Here is a 17,695-nt window from a genome sequence, read left to right on the forward strand (position 1 = left end):
AGGGCTTTACTATTCTTTTACGTAAAATATAACGCTAAGCTACTTCTCTTAAATCTACCGCTACTACACGTGAGACGCCCTGTTCGACCATAGTCACACCATAGATAATATCTGTGCTTGCGATTGTTTTCTTATTGTGGGATACAACGATAAACTGTGAATTTTTGGAGAAATCACGAATGATATTGTTGAATTTATCAATATTGGTATCATCCAGTGGAGCATCTACCTCATCAAAAATACAGAAAGGTGCCGGCTTTGACAGATACAATGAAAATAACAATGCCGTTGAGGTCAAGGTTTTCTCACCACCCGATAGCTGGTTGATTGACAATGGGCGTTTTCCTTTTGGTTGAGCAATGATATCAATATCCGAATCCAATGGATTACTCGGATCAGTCAAAACCAGGTCACAGCTGTCTTCTTCATTGAATAATGAACGGAATACCTTAACAAAATTGTCCCGTACAGCATTAAAGGTAAACATAAACTGTACCTTAGCAGTATCATCTATTTCTTTGATTGTTGCCATTAATGAGCCTTTTGCTTCGATCAGATCTGCTTTTTCCTTATTGATAAAGTCATAACGCTCATTCATCTCATCAAAGGCCTCTTTAGCCATTAAATTGATCGTCCCAAACTCATCGAGCTGCTTTTTGAGCTTGCTGCATTTTGTCGCTAAACTGGATTGATCTTCTGCTATTTCCGGTACATCCTCACGTTCAATTAGATCTTTCAATTCGATATTAAATTCTACCGACAGACGTTCTTTGAGCGCATTGAGATCAATTTGTAAGGCAGTTTTCTTATCTTTAATCTCACCGACAAGAAAGTCACTCTGTTCTTTTGAGCGGCGTTGCTGAGTCAGTGAATCTTCCAGATTATTGATCTGTTGCTTGTCGGCATAATACGTTTCCTCTAACTCTTTTAGGCCGTCTTCCAATGAAATCTTCTGCTCATACATAGCAATAAGATCTGCATCTTCTTCGTCCTCAAATGGGATCGTAGTTCGCAATGCTTCCTGTACTTCAACGAGTTCAATACTATTTCGCTGGATACGGATTTCATGATCATCTTTTTGAGTCTCTCTGAATTCGAGATCCTTGCTAATATTAGCGACTTTATTCAGTTGTTGATGATAACTGATATTTTCCTGGTTATAGGCGATGGATTTTTCGTTTAATATCTCTGAAATTTCATGAAATTGATCTTGCAATTCGGAAAGTTCGGTTACACTTTGATCTTTTTCTATACGTAATTCCTGAAGCTGAGGTTCGGCAACCGTAAGATCGGACTCGATAGTCGCAATTTTTTCCTGGATATCTTTTTTCCGTATTTGCGAATTGTTGATGAAAGCTTGATATTGCTCCTGTTTGGTTTTTACCGTAATCAACTCATTGTTGAGTCTATTCAGTTGAAAACGTAGTTCATCAATAAGTTCTTTTTGTGAGTTGCTACGTAAGGCTTCTACACGTGCTGTTTCAGCCGTTATTTTGTCTTCAAGTTTAGCAATCTCCAGATTAAGCGCTTTAATTTCCTGAGAGAGAACCTCCAGGTTTTTCGCTCTACCGATACGTTTCCCTTCGAATAATCCAACAGATCCACCAGAAAGGCCCAAATGATGTTTGGCGTAGCGACCATTCTTCTGTAAGATAACCTGGCCTACTTCTGGAAGCTTCTGCTCCATTTCCTTTTCGCCTTCCTGCTTTAAAATATACACATGCTGAAGGAGTAAGGTACAAAGCGCTTTATATTTTTCATCCACAGTGATCACTTCCAACGCGGACATGAGATTATCGTGTGGAGGAACGGGCTTCTTGACAGCTGTATCTATAGCATCCAAAACAAAGAAATTGGCACGACCTTTTGCGGCGTCGCTCAATAACTGGATGGCCTGAACGGCATCTTGTTGTGTCTCGACAACATAATGATTCATGATCGGTTCCAGGTAGTTTTCAATCGCAACACGATAGTCTTCCTGGCAAAATAGCACATCGGAGAAGAGAGGTGGCTGTTTTTTCCAACCCGCATTTTTCTTCAAGAATCGAATGGAATCTGGGAACCCCTCTAAATTGTCAATAAGGGATTTTGTCAAATTATATTCGTTCTGTTTGGCATCGACCAATCTAAGGTCTTTCGCAAGTTGTGCTTTAAACTCCTCTAAATTTGTCTGGCATTGAAGGATCTGTGTTTGCAGTTCCTCCTCGAGTTGATTGGCCGAATCATACTGCAATTGCTGCGCTTCAACACGACCTTCCAATTCCGCTACAGCACTGTTAAATTGCAGTAATTCTGCTTCTTTTGATTCTGTATCTACACTGTTTCGGACAGCTTCCTGAAGAAGGGCTTCTTTTTGGATATTAAAAACGGCGAGATCCTTCTCAAGTTTATAGATTTTAGCCTGTAGTTCAGCATTGCTTTTGTTGAAGATGTCCAATTTCCCCTTGGCAGATTGTTGTTGACCCCTCAGAGCATCGACCTCAGATTTATTGGATTCCAGGTTGTCTTTGAGTGAGTCAAGTTTATTCTGCTCATCAAATAGCTCCTCATTCAGTCTTTTAATGGTATAAAGGACGTGATTCAGTTGTTGCTTGTCGCTATTGACATCAAGGTTTAATCGATTTTCTTTATCCTGAAGATTTTTTACTTTCTCATTTTTGATCTTCTTTTCCGACTCATAGCCACGGATTTTGTTGACAAATTCCTGTGTAGCCTTTTGTTGTACAGAAAGGTTCTTCTCCTGCTCCAAATTTACCTGACGCAATGATTGAAGTTCAGTCTCCGCATTGAGAATCAATTGCTGGGAATTTGCGGCATCCTTTTGAACTTTAGACTCCTGCGTTTGAAGTCGATCAAGTTCAGTCGAGAAATCAGCAATTCTATAGTAAGCGAGGTCAATGCTACTTTGGCGATATTCCTGCTTGAGTAGGGTATATTTCTCTGCTTTTTTTGCTTGGTTTTCTAGCGATTTAAGATTTTTTGTGATCTCATACAATAAATCGTCCACACGGCTGAGGTCAGCTTCAGTATCTTTTAATTTTGTTAGCGTCTGTTTTTTGCGCACCTTGTATTTTGAAATACCGGATGCTTCCTCAAAAAGATTTCTACGCGAATTGTCTTTATTGTTGATGATCTCATCGATCATTTTCAACTCGATGATGGAATAACTATCGGCACCGACCCCGGTATCCAAAAATAAATCTGTGATATCTTTTAAACGACATTTTACATCATTCAAACGATACTCACTATCCCCATTTCGGAATAGTTTACGTGTCACCGTAACAGTAGAGAATTCTGTTGGGAGGATATTATTGTTATTATTGAAGGTCAAGGAAACTTCCGCAAGATTAGCTGGTTTTCTGTTCTTTGTTCCGTTAAAAATAATATTTTCCATTTTATCAGAACGTAGCATCTTTGTACTTTGTTCACCAAGTACCCAGCGTATTGCGTCCACCACATTGGATTTCCCACATCCATTTGGCCCGACAATCGCGGTAACACCGTCATTGAAGTTGATCGTGATCTTGTCTCCGAAACTCTTAAATCCCTTTATTTCTAGTTTGGTTAACTGCATTTATACCAAAATTGTTTGTCGTTATAAGCTTGCGAAAATAGTAAATTAAAATAAAACTTTTTTCTTTCTTTACTCACATTTTCCTGTTTCAGGATCGCAAGAAGGCCCTTCTTCACCTCTTTGTTGTAATGGGGCGGATTGTCCTGCCAAACATTCTTTGATCGTATTGTGAAAAACTTCCATGGGTTGTGCGCCGGGAATCGCGTACTTCCGGTCAAAGACAAAGAATGGTACACCGCGAAGACCGAGGTTGACACCTTCCTGAATGTCCCGACTGACATCGTAAGCATATTTATCGGAGTCTAAAAGTTCCTGTGCCGCTTGAACAGGGAGGCCTACTTGATTTGCTAGTTTAACAAGGGTTGCATTATCGTTGACATCTAAACCGTCTGTAAAATGAGCTTTGAACAATGATTTTTTCAAAGCAGTTCCTTTTTGATGGGCCTGCGCAAAATGAAGGAGACGATGTGCTTTTTTGGTATTTACAACAATTGCTTTATCAAAGTTCAATGTGATACCAAGTTCTTTGCCTTGTGCACTGAGCTGTGCCGTCATTGCCACGACATCATCCATGCTCATCCCTTTTGTACGGACAAGGTAATCGTAAGTTGGCATTCCCGGAGCGTCTTCGGGAAATTCTGGATTGAGCTGATAGGATTTCCAGGTAATCTCGGCTTGTACTTCCTGCTCAACTTCCTGTAGGGCCAACTCAAGCTTTGTCAAACCAATATAACAAAACGGACAAATGATGTCCGACCAAATTTCTATTTTCATATTTCTTATTTTACTCCGTATATTGTAATCAAAAATACATATAATAACGGTGATTATCGGATTACATTGTTGGGTCAATGTCAACATCATTATATTGCAGGTCTAAGTATATGTCAGAGAAAGATTTTTTGAATCGTAAAGTAACACTCGTCCTCGGGGGCGGGGGAGCGAGAGGATTGGTACATATCGGTATTATCCGTAAACTAGAGGAAATGGGGTTTGAGATCGATGAAATTGTGGGTTGTTCCATTGGCGCATTGGTCGGTGGAATTTATGCCCAGGGAAAGATGGATGTGCTGGAGGACTGGATGCATAATCTAACAAAGAAATCAGTTTTCAATATGATGGATTTCAGCTGGAAGGGTCTAGGAATGATGAAGGGGATTAAAGTCTTCAATGCCTTGAAATCGGTTATTCCCGATGCGAATATCGAAACGTTTCCTATTTTATTCAAGGCTGTTGCTACCGATCTGAATTATGAAGAAGAAGTCGTACTCGATTTTGGAAGTATGTATGATGCAATTCGGGCTTCTATCGCGATACCAGCTGTTTTTACAGCAATAGAGGAAGATACTCATGTTTATGTAGATGGGGGTGTGCTCAATCCATTACCCATCAACCATGTCACACGAAAAGAAAATTTAATTATAGCGGTCAATCTGGAGTCAAAACCAGATAAACAGTATTCTGTTATCAAAAAATTGGATACAAGAACCTCAAATTCTCTGGATATTCTACAAGCTTCCTATTATGTGATGCGTAGAAAAATGAGCCGTATGATTATTGATCTCTATCGGCCGGATGTCGTTGTAAATATCCCCTACAACATCTGTAATTTGTGGGACTACCACCGTGCAGAGTTTTTAGTTCAAAAAGGTAGGGAGTATATTGATAAAGCCCTTAAAAGTAAGACCAAAATAGAGTAGTGGACAGCGCAAGCTACTTTATTTTGGTCTTTCAGGTTTAGATCACCTTTAGTTGAACAAAGTGACCTTTGATCGTTGTCAAGAAATCAAGGATTAAAACAGATTGGGATAGTCACTGATAATTCCATCTACTTTCAGCGCTTTCAATTGCTCAATCTCTGTTTTACTATTTACCGTCCATGGAATTACCTTAACATTCGCTTTGTGGTATTGTTTGACAAATTCGCTGGTCACCAGCTTATAGTGCGGGCTAATGATGAAAGGTGTAAAACCTAATGCTGCGATTGTCTCCTGTGCATTTTTTGTATAGTTGGCATCAATAAGGTAAGAAACTTTTAATTGTGGGTAGGCTTTGTTTAGATACTTGACTGCTCGAATATCAAAGGATTGAATGATGGTGCGTGCTGCAATTTTTTTCTCTGTGATAACCTGTACCATTAAATCAACGAATTCTTCCACTCTGGGATGATAGATACCGTCTTTATCCTCTTTACTTTTCACCTCAATATTATAAAACATAGGCGCAGTTCTCTTTTGGAGGGCATAGGCCTCTGTACTATCGATGAGGTCGGCGAGTTTTGCAATACGTGTAATTTGTTTTTTCTGTTCGGGAAACTCCTTATAAAATTTGGAACCAATATCGTACTTGAACAGTTCTTTATAGTTCATAGCATATATTTTCAACGATTTATCTTTTTCGGGAATCTCAGTGCCATCTGGTTTTAACACAAATTTGGGATTGAGATAATCGTCGTGAAAAACAACGACCTTTCGGTCTTTTGTAATGTGACAATCCATTTCCAGAGTTGTTACTTGGGGCAGGTCAATTGCATTTTTCATTGCTGCAATGGATTCTTCGGGGTACAGGCCACGTCCGCCACGATGCGCTTCTAAACTTAGTTTAGGGAAGCTGTTGGTTGTTTTTGCGGAATCTTTCATAACTGAACAAGATACAGATGATAATATCAGACCAAAAAAGGCTATTCTAAGAAGACTTCTTTTCATTATTATTATATTTAAACAAAATAAGGGTGAATGACCCCGCTATGAATAGGCGAATATACAGTGTTTTCGAAACAGAACAAACTGAAATGAACTATCGGAATTATTGAAGTGAAGAAAAATGAAGTTTTACAGGTTTGTTAAATATCATTCTTTACAAGAAGAAAGCCTTTCTGGGACGATTACAACAGGATTGAAAATAGGACAATACACTTATATGTTAAGGCGAAATCTATTTTTTTTGTCTTTTTTGCAAGAAATTATTGTCATTCCTTTTAGAATTCCCTTTATTTGCACAAATCTCAAATTAGATGGCGAAAAATTTATTGATAGTTGAGTCTCCAGCGAAAGCAAAAACGATAGAAGGATATTTAGGAAGTGATTTTTTGGTAAAGTCAAGTTATGGACATATCCGTGACCTGGTAAAAACCGATGATGCAATTAATACAGAGAATAATTTCGAACAGAAGTACGAAGTTCCCTCTGATAAAAAGGCAGTCGTAAGCGAGCTGAAAAAATTAGCTAAGGCAGCAGAAACTGTATGGCTCGCATCCGATGAGGACCGTGAGGGGGAAGCTATCTCTTGGCATTTATTTGAGACATTGGGACTGAAAGATGAAAGTACTAAACGTATTGTGTTTCATGAGATCACGAAACCGGCAATACTAAAAGCCATTGACAATCCCCGTAAAATAGATTATAATCTCGTTAACGCACAACAGGCGAGACGCGTATTAGATCGATTGGTGGGCTTTGAGTTGTCACCCGTTTTATGGAAAAAGGTGAAACCATCTTTATCCGCGGGTCGTGTACAATCTGTTGCCGTGAGATTGATCGTCGACAGGGAGCGTGAGATTAACAAGTTTGAACCTGAGGCGGCATTTAAGATAGTTGCATTCTTTCATACAGGCAAAGTAAAAGATAGTTTTAAAGCTGAGCTTCCACAACGATTTGCGACAGAAGCTGAGGCTACTCAATTTTTGGAAGACTGTAAGGCGGCTTTGTTCTCCGTTAAAAATTTAGAGACAAAACCATCGAAACGTTCACCAGCAGCTCCATTTACAACTTCTACCTTGCAACAGGAGGCGAGTAGAAAGCTAGGATTCTCTGTGGCACGTACAATGCAAGTTGCCCAACGTTTATACGAGTCCGGACGTATCACCTATATGCGTACCGACTCTGTCAATTTGAGTGATACTGCAATAGACGCAGCTGAAAAAGAAATTAAATCGGCATATGGTAACCAATACCATAAAGTAAGAAGATATAAAACAAAAACTTCGGGCGCACAAGAAGCGCACGAGGCTATACGTCCTACTTATTTTTCTGAACATACCATTGAAGGCGATTCTGCTGAAAAGCGATTGTATGAACTGATCTGGAAGAGAGCAATTGCTTCCCAGATGAGTGAAGCGGAATTTGAGCGGACCCTAGCGAAAATTTCGATTTCCACGCGTTCAGAAGATCTAAACGCTTCCGGAGAGGTGATGAAATTTGATGGTTTTCTGAAAGTTTATATGGAATCTGTTGATGATGATCAGGAGACAACCCTTGATGAAGACAGTGATAATGCGATCCTTCCGCCGTTGACAGTTGGATTACAACTGACCTTAAAAAGTATGTCTGCAACGGAACGTTTTACAAGACCTCCGGCACGTTATACTGAGGCCGCATTGGTGAAGAAATTAGAGGAACTGGGTATCGGTAGACCTTCGACTTATGCACCAACAATTTCTACCATCCAAAATCGTGGCTATGTTGTGAAAGAAGAAAGAGAGGGAAGATCACGTGATTATCGTGTATTGACGCTTGAGAACACTGAATTGAAAGCTGTCACTAAGACTGAAATAACAGGAGCAGAAAAAGGGAAAATGTTCCCAACTGATATCGGTATTGTTGTGAATGATTTCCTTGTAGAGCATTTCAACGGTATTGTAGACTTCCACTTTACAGCGAATGTCGAGAAAGAGTTTGACGATATTGCACATGGATTGACCGAATGGACAAAGATGTTGCACGATTTCTATGGGCCGTTTCACTCTGAAGTAGAAGATACATTGGAGAATGCTGATCGCGCCAACAATGAGCGTGAGCTAGGTGTAGATCCAGTTTCAGGCAAGCCTGTCTCTGTACGTATTGGAAAATTTGGTCCCTTGGTTCAGATCGGTTCGCCTGATGACGAAGAAAAACCTCGATTTGCATCCCTACGCAAAGGGCAGATGATTGAAACAATCACCTTTGAAGATGCGATGGAGTTATTCAAATTGCCCAAAAAAGTTGGTGTATTTGAAGATAAGGAAATGACAGTTGCTATCGGTCGATTTGGGCCTTATATCCGTCATAACTCGGCTTTCTATTCCTTGCCAAAAGGAGTAGATCCTTTGGATGTAACCGAAGAGGAATGCATTCAGATCATTCAAGAAAAACGTCAGAAAGATATTGAAAAAGTGATCCGCGTATTCGATGAAAATCCGGATGCGCAAATTGAACAAGGCCGTTGGGGACCATTTATTCGTTTTGGCAAGCAGAATTTGAAAATTCCGAAAGGAACAGAAATTGAAAAGATCAGTTACGAAGATGTGTTGAAGTGGGCAGCAGCAGATGCTCCTAAGGGTAAAGCCGTTAAAACAAAAACTGCCGAAAAGAAAACAGTTGCTAAAAAAGCAACAGTAAAGAAAGCTCCAGCTAAGAAAACGACAAAGTCTAAATAGGGATGAAAGCAGATTTGCCAGAAAATATAGTAAAAGATATCATGATTGCTGTGGTTTTGGAGGGCGAGACCGTGGAGACTAAAAACTGGACCGTGTACGTTATTAACGATAAGAATATTGCGATACAGAATGTGCTTATCAGTTCAAAAGGGTATGGTGAAAAGGAAGGAAGACAGGTTACCACCACAACATTACGGCATTTCATCGGAAATATAGAGCCCAAATCCTTTGATCGGGTTGAAGCGATCGATGAGCAGGTGTTTGGTCTGACCAATGAATATTGGTTGAGCTTTTATATTGACAATATTATTTACGATAAAAAATATATCTTTTTACCAGAAAGCATCGTGGATGGTAACCTAACTAAGGTTCCCTTGGTCAATAAACCCGGTGTCATCATAGGAGGAAACGAATAATGAGTGGAAGACACAATTTTATTATCGCCATAGATGGCTTTTCCTCTTGTGGAAAAAGTACGCTTGCCAAAGCTTTAGCTAAAAAGCTGAAATTTGCCTTTATTGACAGCGGCGCGATGTATAGAGCAGTAACACTCTACTTTATTCGTCATAATATTGCTCTGGATGATCAAGAAGCGATTGATAATGCATTAAATGATATCCATATTGATTTTATCCCAAATGCTGTCAAAACGGAGATTCACCTCAACGATGAAGATATTTCTGAAGAAATCCGTCAGATGTATATTTCTGATAAGGTCAGTGATGTAAGTGCAATTAAAGCGGTGCGAACCGCTATGGTGACACAGCAGCAAAAATTGGGTAGCCGGAGAAATATTATTATGGACGGCCGTGACATTGGTACTACCGTTTTCCCTGATGCGGATTTGAAGATCTTTATGACCGCAGATCCGAAAGTTAGGGCGGCCAGAAGATACCTGGAATTGACGGAGAAAGGGGAGGATGTCACACTCGAAGAGGTTGTTGAAAATCTTGCCAATCGGGATCGTATTGATAGTACCCGCGCTGAGAGTCCATTGCGACAAGCCGAAGATGCTATCGTATTGGATAACTCAAATTTGACTCCAGAGCAGCAGCTACATTTTGTTGAAGAGGAATATTTAAAAGTCAAAGCATCAAGAATCCAAGCATAAACGCGATATAACAAAAAATGCCGATTGAAAAATCGGCATTTTTTGTATTTTGAAGACAACTATTTTATACTATTGATTTGTTGTTGCTCCAATAACTTTTCTACATTGTTTTTCTCACCAAACTCTGCTGTCTGTTCTTGAAAAGATTCCAGAAGCGCTTTAATAGCGTCTGAATTATCCGCTGTACGTTGATAGATTTCGGGAATTGTCTTTTCAATATTCTTATCACCGAGTTCGATGTTATCAACTTCAATTTTGCCTATCTTTTCTAAAACAGCCTGTTGGCTATTTCTGACATCTTCTAATTCTCTCGCTATTTTTTCCATCAATTGGAATTTCTTCAATTTATCCATATGCAATATCTTTAGTTATACTGTAATAAGAACAATGTCGCTCGAAAGTTTGTTTTATTTTTTTTAAAATTGGTAAGAAAACTGGCCTGGAGATATCATTGGGGCACAAAAAAAGCCAAACCCTTTTTGGGGCCGGCTTTGGTAACGTATAATCGTTGTTTTTTAATTCGTTCTTCCTGGATATACTTCTAGTGCTTTCTCCAAACAGGTCAATGCACTTTTAAGATCATTTTGATTCAGCACATAAGCAAGGCGAACCTCATTTGTTCCAGCACCTTCTGTGCTATAGAAGCCAGTTGCCGGAGCCATCATGACCGTTTCGTTATTGTAGGAAAACTCCTCCAATATCCATTGGCAGAATTTATCCGCGTTATCGATTGGTAACTTCGCAACCACATAAAAAGCACCTCCTGGATTAGGGGAATATACGCCGTCAATAGCATTTAACCCATTGACCAATGTATCTCTTCTGGCTGTATATTCTTTAGATACTGCTTCAAAGTAGCTATCCGGTGTATCAACAGCAGCTTCGCCGGCAATTTGTCCCTCCAAAGATGGACTTAAGCGCGCCTGCGCAAATTTCAATGCCGTCTGATATAATTCTTTGTTTTTGGTAATAATACACCCGATACGGGCACCACATGCTGAATAACGTTTTGAAACTGTATCAAAGATAACAACATTATTCTCGAGGCCTTCTAGGTGCATTGGAGATATAAACTCTCTACCATCATAGCAAAATTCGCGATAAGCCTCATCAGAGAACAGATAGAGATCATATTTCAGACAAAGCTCCCTTAATGCTTCCAGTTCTCCTCTCGAATAAAGATAGCCTGTCGGATTGTTGGGATTACAGATGCAGATTGCTTTGGTTTTCTCGGTAATTACTTTCTCAAATTCAGCAATAGAAGGTAGTGCAAATCCACTTTCAATGTAAGACATGATCGGTTTGATCACAATGTCCGATGAACAGGCAAAACCATTGTAGTTTGCATAAAACGGTTCCGGGATAATCACTTCCTCACCTTCATTTAAGCAGGCTTGCATGGTGATTGTGATTGCCTCTGAGCCACCATTGGTTACCAGGATGTCAGTAGGTTCAATATTGTAGTTTAGCTTGTTATAATACTCGGCTAATTTTTTTCGGTAGGAGGCGGTACCTTCAGAAGGTGTATAAGCCCATACTTTGAAATCAATATTTTTCAAAGCATTAAGCATAATTTCAGGTGTTTGGATATCTGGTTGCCCGATATTTAAGTGGTATATTTTTTTACCTTCTTTTTTTGCTTGATCAGCATAAGGCGTCAGTTTTCTGATGGGTGACGCAGGCATATTTAGCCCTTTTTCTGATATTACTGGCATTATAGTTTTTTTAAAATTAGTTGTGCAAAGCTAACCAAAATAAAACGAAAAAAGCCACATCAGGATGTGGCTTTTTTCGTTTTATCTGTCGGATTTTTATTCCACAATCCCTTTAATATAAAGTGTCTTTACAGGTGTTTTCGTATTCGATTGTACCGTAAAACTTTTGGTAAATGGTGCCTTAGCCGCAGCGTTATACGTTACCTTGATTGTTCCTGTTTCTCCCGGTTTTATGGGGGTTTTAGTGAACTCGGCCACCGAACAGCCACAAGTAGGGACTACGTTCGAAATGATAATAGGCTCACTGCCTGTGTTTGAAAATTTAAAATTATACGATACAGGTGTTCCAGCCGGAATCTTGCCGAAATCATGTGTTTCTTTTTCAAATTTAAATTCCCCTTGTCCAGCTTGCATAGACGAAAAACCGATAAAGGAAATGATCACTGCTAAAATTGTTATATACTTTTTCATGCTTCTAAGATATTACTTTGTGATTAAACTAGTACAACTGATATGCCAAATGTAATATTTATTGTCAATTTATTACACATCTAACAACTTTATTACAGTTAGATTATACCCTCTTTAAGCAGATCCTGTATATGGATAACCCCATCGTAGTTCCCTTGATCTGATACCAATAACTGCGTGATGTTGTTTGCCCGCATGATATGGAGAGCATTCGCTGCAAGTTCATTTTTATCAATCACCTTTGGTGATTTGCCCATAATTTCTGCGGCATTGATCGCAGCAAGGTCAGTGTGTCTTTCGAGCATGCGACGGATATCCCCATCGGTGATAATACCCTGGATTTGTGTGCCGTTTAAGACTGCTACTGCTCCCAGTCTGAAATGTGTGATGGTGATGATGATATCTCTGACGTTGGCATCCAATTGTACGCTAGGTTTACCATTTTGATCGGATAAGTCAGCCACTTTTAAGTAGAGCTTTTTGCCCAGGGCACCACCAGGGTGGTACTTGGCAAAATCCTGGTCCGTAAAATCACGACATTCCTGTAGCGCGACAGCTAGTGCGTCGCCCATGGCTAGTTGCGCTGTCGTGCTTGAGGTTGGTGCCAAATTATTTGGACAAGCTTCTTTCTCAACAGTGGTGTTCAGTATGTAGTCTGCATTTTTTGCCAAGTAGGACGCTGTGTTGCCAACCAAAGCCACCAAAGTATTTTTGGTTTGTTTTAGAAATGGGACCAAAACTTTAATTTCAGGTGTATTGCCGCTTTTGGATATGGCAATAATTAAATCATGCTGTTGGATAATACCCAGATCCCCATGGATGGCATCAGCTGCATGCATAAATATTGACGGTGTCCCTGTCGAATTTAATGTTGCAACAATCTTTTGCGCAATAATGGCACTTTTTCCGATACCTGTGACGATTACCCGTCCCTGAAGATGCAGGATTTTATTTATTACGGTAACAAAATCATCATCAATATATTGAGCCAGAGCAGCTACTGCTTTGGCTTCTTCTTGAATAGCTTGAATAGCTATATTTTTTATTTCGTAGTTGTTTTTCACAAAAAATACTCTTACTTTTATGTATTAGAATAGATTGCAAAAATAGATTATTTTTCAGGATTATTTCTTCATTTATCTATCTTATTTTTGCCCAAGGCGCAATGGAAATAGAAAAATCACTTTTCGACAATTTACAGGATTTTTTTGGTTTTGATACTTTTAAAGGAGATCAAGAGGCTATTATAACCAGCATTCTTCAAAAGAAGGATACGTTTGTTATTATGCCAACCGGGGGAGGGAAATCAATTTGTTATCAACTGCCAGCACTCATGAGTGAGGGAACCGCAATTGTAATTTCCCCGTTGATTGCTTTAATGAAAAATCAAGTAGATCAACTTCGCGCGTTCGGCGGCGAAGATAGTATCGCTCATTTTTTAAACTCCTCACTGAACAAGAGTGAAATCACCCGTGTAAAGGAAGATGTGCTTGCAGGAAAGACCAAGTTACTCTATGTAGCTCCAGAATCACTTGCTAAGCAAGATAATGTGGAGTTCCTGCATCAGATTACAGTGTCTTTTGTTGCCATAGATGAAGCACATTGTATTTCAGAATGGGGACATGATTTTAGACCGGAATACCGTAAAATACGTCAAGTTATCAATGAGATAGGCGCTAATATTCCAATTATTGCGTTGACAGCAACAGCGACGCCAAAAGTGCAATCTGATATCCGTAAAAACTTACAGATGAATGATGCTGTGCTATTCAAATCATCATTCAATCGGAGCAATTTATACTATGAGGTACGTCCCAAAAAAGACGTGGTCAAAGAAATTGTGCGCTTTATCAAGACAAAACCAGGTAAAACTGGTATTGTCTATTGCTTGAGCAGAAAGAAAGTTGAAGAAATAAGCGAGGTGTTGAACCTGAACGGTATTCAAGCGCTGCCCTACCATGCAGGCCTTGATGCTAAAACAAGGGCTGATACGCAAGATAAATTTTTGATGGAGGATGTAGAAGTGATTGTCGCGACAATCGCGTTTGGTATGGGGATTGACAAACCGGATGTCCGTTATGTTATCCACCATGATATTCCGAAATCCATGGAAGGCTACTACCAGGAAACTGGGCGTGCTGGCCGTGATGGGGGCGATGGTTATTGTTTGGCTTTCTATTCGGAGAAAGATGTTGAAAAGCTGACAAAATTCATGAAAGACAAACCTGTGGCCGAACGCGAGATCGGTACACAGATACTGAAAGAAGTCATCGATTATTCCGAATCTGCAGTCTGTCGTCGTAAGCAGATTCTTCATTATTTTGGGGAAAACTTTGACGAACAGGGCTGTAGTAATATGTGCGATAATTGCCGTTCGGAAAAAGAATATTTTGAAGCCGAGGAATCCCTAAAAGATGTACTGGGCTTTATTAAAGAACAGGGTGAAAAATTTGACGATCACCATGTGATTAACGTGATGATCGGGCAGAACAATCAACCTGTATCTTCCTATAAACATGACGAGCACCGTCTATTTGGTTCAGGGAAGGAAAAAGGTACCATCTATTGGAAATCGCTGTTACGCCAAGCCGTATTGGACAACTTTGTTGAGAAAGATATTGATCACTATGGTTTGCTGAAATTAACGGATATTGGTCGGAATTATATAGACAATCCTTACCAGTTAAAATTTGTTTTAAACCGTCCTATCGAAAACGCAGAAAGTACTGCTGGAGACGAGGCTGGTCATGGAACTGGAGCACTCGACACGACCTTGCTGGGTATGCTTAAAGATTTGCGTAAAAAGATCGCTAAGAGTAAATCATTGCCACCATTTGTGATCTTCCAAGATCCTTCCTTAGAGGAAATGTGTACACATTATCCAGTTAATATCGACGAATTAAAACAGATTCAAGGGGTAGGGAATGGTAAGGCGATTAAATTTGGTGCTTCCTTTATTGCGCTGATCAAGGACTATGTGGAGGAAAATGAAATCGACAGGCCTGTAGATCTGGTCATCAAAAGTACAGCAAATAAATCTGCGCTGAAGGTGGCTATCATCCAAAATATTGACCGCAAGATTGCGCTGGATGATATTGCAGCAGCGAAGGGGATTACCTACGAGGAAATATTAAAGGAAATTGAAACGATCGTTAATGCCGGTACCAAGATAAATATCAATTATTTTATTGACGAAATTATTGATGAAGATCGTCAGGACGAAGTGTACGATTACTTTAAAACAGCTGAAACTGACTCGATCAACGACGCGCTTAAGGAATTAGGAGGTGACGATTATAGTTTTGAAGACCTTCAATTGATGCGTATCAAATTTTTATCGGAATTGGGTAATTAAAATTTTTATATAATTCATATGATCAACAAATACATTCCTGAAATAAAGAATGGAACTTCGCAGAATTTCTTTTTAATGGCAGGGCCATGTGCAATTGAGGGAGAAGAAATCGCTTTGCGGATTGCTGAAAAGATTGTTACTATTACAGATAAACTCAATATCCCTTATATTTTTAAAGGTTCATACCGTAAGGCCAACCGATCTCGTTTGGATTCTTTTATGGGTATAGGGGATGAAAAAGCGCTGAAAATTTTGGAGAAAATAGGGAATACCTTTGGCGTTCCTACGGTAACAGATATACATGAAAGCCATGAAGCGGAAATGGCCGCAGCTTATGTAGATGTTCTTCAAATTCCAGCATTTTTATGTAGACAGACGGATTTATTGGTCGCTGCAGCAAAAACCAATAAAGTCGTTAACGTAAAAAAAGGACAGTTTTTAAGTGCAGGATCCATGAAGTTTGCAGTAGATAAGATTGTCGAGTCTGGTAATGAAAAGGTATTTTTGACCGATCGTGGTAATACATTTGGTTACCAGGATCTGATCGTTGACTATCGAGGGATTCCCGAAATGCGTTCCTTTAATGTACCGACTGTGATGGATTGTACACATTCACTTCAGCAACCCAATCAGACTTCAGGAGTAACAGGTGGAAAGCCTGCACTGATCGAAACAATAGCCAAAGCGGCGATTGCTGTTGGGGCCGATGGTCTATTTATCGAAACCCATCCTGATCCTGCAAATGCAAAATCTGATGGCGCAAATATGTTGCACCTTGATCTGCTTGAAGGATTGATGGAAAAACTAGTACGTGTAAGACAAGCTATTTTATAGTATAATAAATAAATCGTAATAGAAAGGAGCCAATTAGGCTCCTTTTTTTAATCAATTCAAATTCAAACCTAAAGTATCGTATGTTTTCAAAAGTTTCTCTCATGGCACTGATGCTGTTCTCACTTTCGATTGTCAAAGGACAGCAAAATTATACCTGGTTTTCGCCCCTTGACGATAAACATGTAGAAGGCCGGCTCGACAATCAGAAGCTTACAGCCTTTGGTCGACTACCGGATGAGCTGGAAAAGCAGGTGCGCAAACCGGTTTGGGAACTGGGACAAAATTCTGCTGGACTCTATATCGATTTTCAGACATCAGCTTCGGAAATTACAGTTCAATATCAAGTTGCAGGTGGATTGAATATGCCCCATATGCCTACTACAGGTGTCAGTGGACTGGATCTTTATGGCTATGATACAACACATAAAGTTTGGAAATGGGCTTACGGTAGTTATGATTTTTCAGACACGATTTCTTATACCTGGAAGAATATAGGTAAGAATAATAACTTTAACTATCGTTTGTATCTCCCTTTGTATAACACGGTTAAATGGTTGAATATTGGTGTGCCTAATGATGCGAAGTTAACATATACACATACCGCTACCCTGAAACCTATTGTGGTCTATGGTACTTCTATAGGACAAGGGGCATGTACCAGCCGGCCAGGTCTTGCTTGGACAAGCCAGGTAGGTAGAGCTGTTAATAACGAGATTCTGAATTTATGTTTTTCAGGTAACGGTCGTCTTGAACAGCCTATCCTAAATGTAATGAATCAGGTGGACGCAGCATGCTATATTTTGGATTGTATTCCGAATCTTGCGATTACTAAATCACTCAGCGAAAAACAATTGGATTCGCTATTGGTCAATGCGGTTACATTTTTAAGAAAAGAACACCCGACAACACCGATCATATTGACACAGCATAGTTCTGGAAATATCAATACCGTATTTAACGACGACAAAAATAAAGAATATCAGCAAAGTAGCCGGGTATTGAAAACAACCTACGAGAAATTACAGTCAAATGGGGTTCGGCAGATTTTTATGCTATCGAGTGGGGAACTGGGGCTGGACTTAAACTCAACAGTAGATTATGCACACCCAAATGATCAGGGGATGGAACATATCGCAAATGCGTATATCAAGTTGTTAAAAAAGGTGCTGAAATAGAGCTATTATACTTTCTCACAAGCGCCTAGCTTTGAAAATTGGCT

At 39.6% G+C, this 17,695-nt stretch carries 14 protein-coding genes; 7 read left to right on the forward strand and 7 right to left on the reverse strand.

Features of this window, described 5'->3' with window-relative positions:
• Positions 1 to 34 precede the first annotated feature (34 nt).
• Together smc and AC07UV_RS07360 are read right to left on the reverse strand one after the other, a co-directional pair.
• On the reverse strand, positions 35 to 3,577 hold the full coding sequence (gene smc / locus AC07UV_RS07355) for a chromosome segregation protein SMC (RefSeq protein ID WP_495183199.1): 3,543 nt from the start codon (positions 3,575 to 3,577) through the stop codon (positions 35 to 37).
• Between the two features lie 69 nt (positions 3,578 to 3,646).
• Entirely contained in the window at positions 3,647 to 4,351 is a 705-nt protein-coding gene (locus AC07UV_RS07360) for a DsbA family oxidoreductase (protein ID WP_495183200.1), read from the reverse strand.
• A 110-nt stretch (positions 4,352 to 4,461) separates the two neighbouring features.
• On the opposite strand from AC07UV_RS07360, the gene AC07UV_RS07365 reads away from it, so the two are divergent.
• Positions 4,462 to 5,277, forward strand: coding sequence for a patatin-like phospholipase family protein (locus AC07UV_RS07365; RefSeq protein ID WP_282254956.1), 816 nt, complete (start codon positions 4,462 to 4,464; stop codon positions 5,275 to 5,277).
• A gap of 93 nt (positions 5,278 to 5,370) precedes the next feature.
• On the opposite strand, the gene AC07UV_RS07370 is transcribed toward AC07UV_RS07365, so the two are convergent.
• A complete protein-coding gene (locus AC07UV_RS07370) occupies positions 5,371 to 6,216 on the reverse strand; it encodes a glycerophosphodiester phosphodiesterase family protein (protein WP_495183201.1) in 846 nt (281 codons plus the stop codon).
• A 374-nt stretch (positions 6,217 to 6,590) separates the two neighbouring features.
• On the opposite strand from AC07UV_RS07370, the gene topA reads away from it, so the two are divergent.
• From topA to cmk, 3 genes are read left to right on the forward strand one after another with little or no spacing between them, the layout of a single operon-like run.
• Entirely contained in the window at positions 6,591 to 8,990 is a 2,400-nt protein-coding gene (gene topA, locus AC07UV_RS07375; RefSeq protein WP_282254954.1) for a type I DNA topoisomerase, read from the forward strand.
• A 2-nt stretch (positions 8,991 to 8,992) separates the two neighbouring features.
• On the forward strand, positions 8,993 to 9,406 hold the full coding sequence (locus AC07UV_RS07380; protein WP_282254953.1) for a hypothetical protein: 414 nt from the start codon (positions 8,993 to 8,995) through the stop codon (positions 9,404 to 9,406).
• Entirely contained in the window at positions 9,406 to 10,101 is a 696-nt protein-coding gene (gene cmk / locus AC07UV_RS07385) for a (d)CMP kinase (protein ID WP_495183202.1), read from the forward strand. The genes AC07UV_RS07380 and cmk overlap by 1 nt, the downstream gene beginning before the upstream one ends.
• Before the next feature lie 59 nt (positions 10,102 to 10,160).
• Here cmk and AC07UV_RS07390 read toward each other — a convergent pair whose 3' ends face one another.
• From AC07UV_RS07390 to AC07UV_RS07405, 4 genes are all read right to left on the reverse strand, one after another.
• Entirely contained in the window at positions 10,161 to 10,454 is a 294-nt protein-coding gene (locus AC07UV_RS07390; RefSeq protein WP_282254951.1) for a hypothetical protein, read from the reverse strand.
• Positions 10,455 to 10,616: 162 nt separating this feature from the next.
• Complete coding sequence (locus AC07UV_RS07395; protein WP_282254949.1) at positions 10,617 to 11,816, reverse strand: pyridoxal phosphate-dependent aminotransferase; 1,200 nt, start codon at positions 11,814 to 11,816, stop codon at positions 10,617 to 10,619.
• A gap of 96 nt (positions 11,817 to 11,912) precedes the next feature.
• The gene (locus AC07UV_RS07400) at positions 11,913 to 12,287 is read right to left on the reverse strand and encodes a DUF1573 domain-containing protein (protein WP_077434338.1); all 375 of its coding nucleotides are present in this window, start codon (positions 12,285 to 12,287) and stop codon (positions 11,913 to 11,915) included.
• A gap of 98 nt (positions 12,288 to 12,385) precedes the next feature.
• Complete coding sequence (locus tag AC07UV_RS07405) at positions 12,386 to 13,351, reverse strand: KpsF/GutQ family sugar-phosphate isomerase (protein ID WP_495183203.1); 966 nt, start codon at positions 13,349 to 13,351, stop codon at positions 12,386 to 12,388.
• Between the two features lie 101 nt (positions 13,352 to 13,452).
• Here AC07UV_RS07405 and recQ point away from each other — a divergent pair, with 101 nt between their 5' ends.
• From recQ to AC07UV_RS07420, 3 genes are all read left to right on the forward strand, one after another.
• Positions 13,453 to 15,642: a DNA helicase RecQ gene (gene recQ / locus AC07UV_RS07410; RefSeq protein ID WP_495183204.1), complete on the forward strand. Its 2,190-nt coding sequence runs from the start codon at positions 13,453 to 13,455 to the stop codon at positions 15,640 to 15,642.
• An 18-nt stretch (positions 15,643 to 15,660) separates the two neighbouring features.
• Positions 15,661 to 16,476, forward strand: coding sequence for a 3-deoxy-8-phosphooctulonate synthase (gene kdsA, locus AC07UV_RS07415; RefSeq protein WP_495183205.1), 816 nt, complete (start codon positions 15,661 to 15,663; stop codon positions 16,474 to 16,476).
• 80 nt (positions 16,477 to 16,556) lie between these two features.
• Positions 16,557 to 17,651: an SGNH/GDSL hydrolase family protein gene (locus AC07UV_RS07420; protein WP_495183206.1), complete on the forward strand. Its 1,095-nt coding sequence runs from the start codon at positions 16,557 to 16,559 to the stop codon at positions 17,649 to 17,651.
• Positions 17,652 to 17,695: the final 44 nt, after the last annotated feature.

The organism is Sphingobacterium sp. GW821-FHT03E03 (assembly GCF_059420745.1).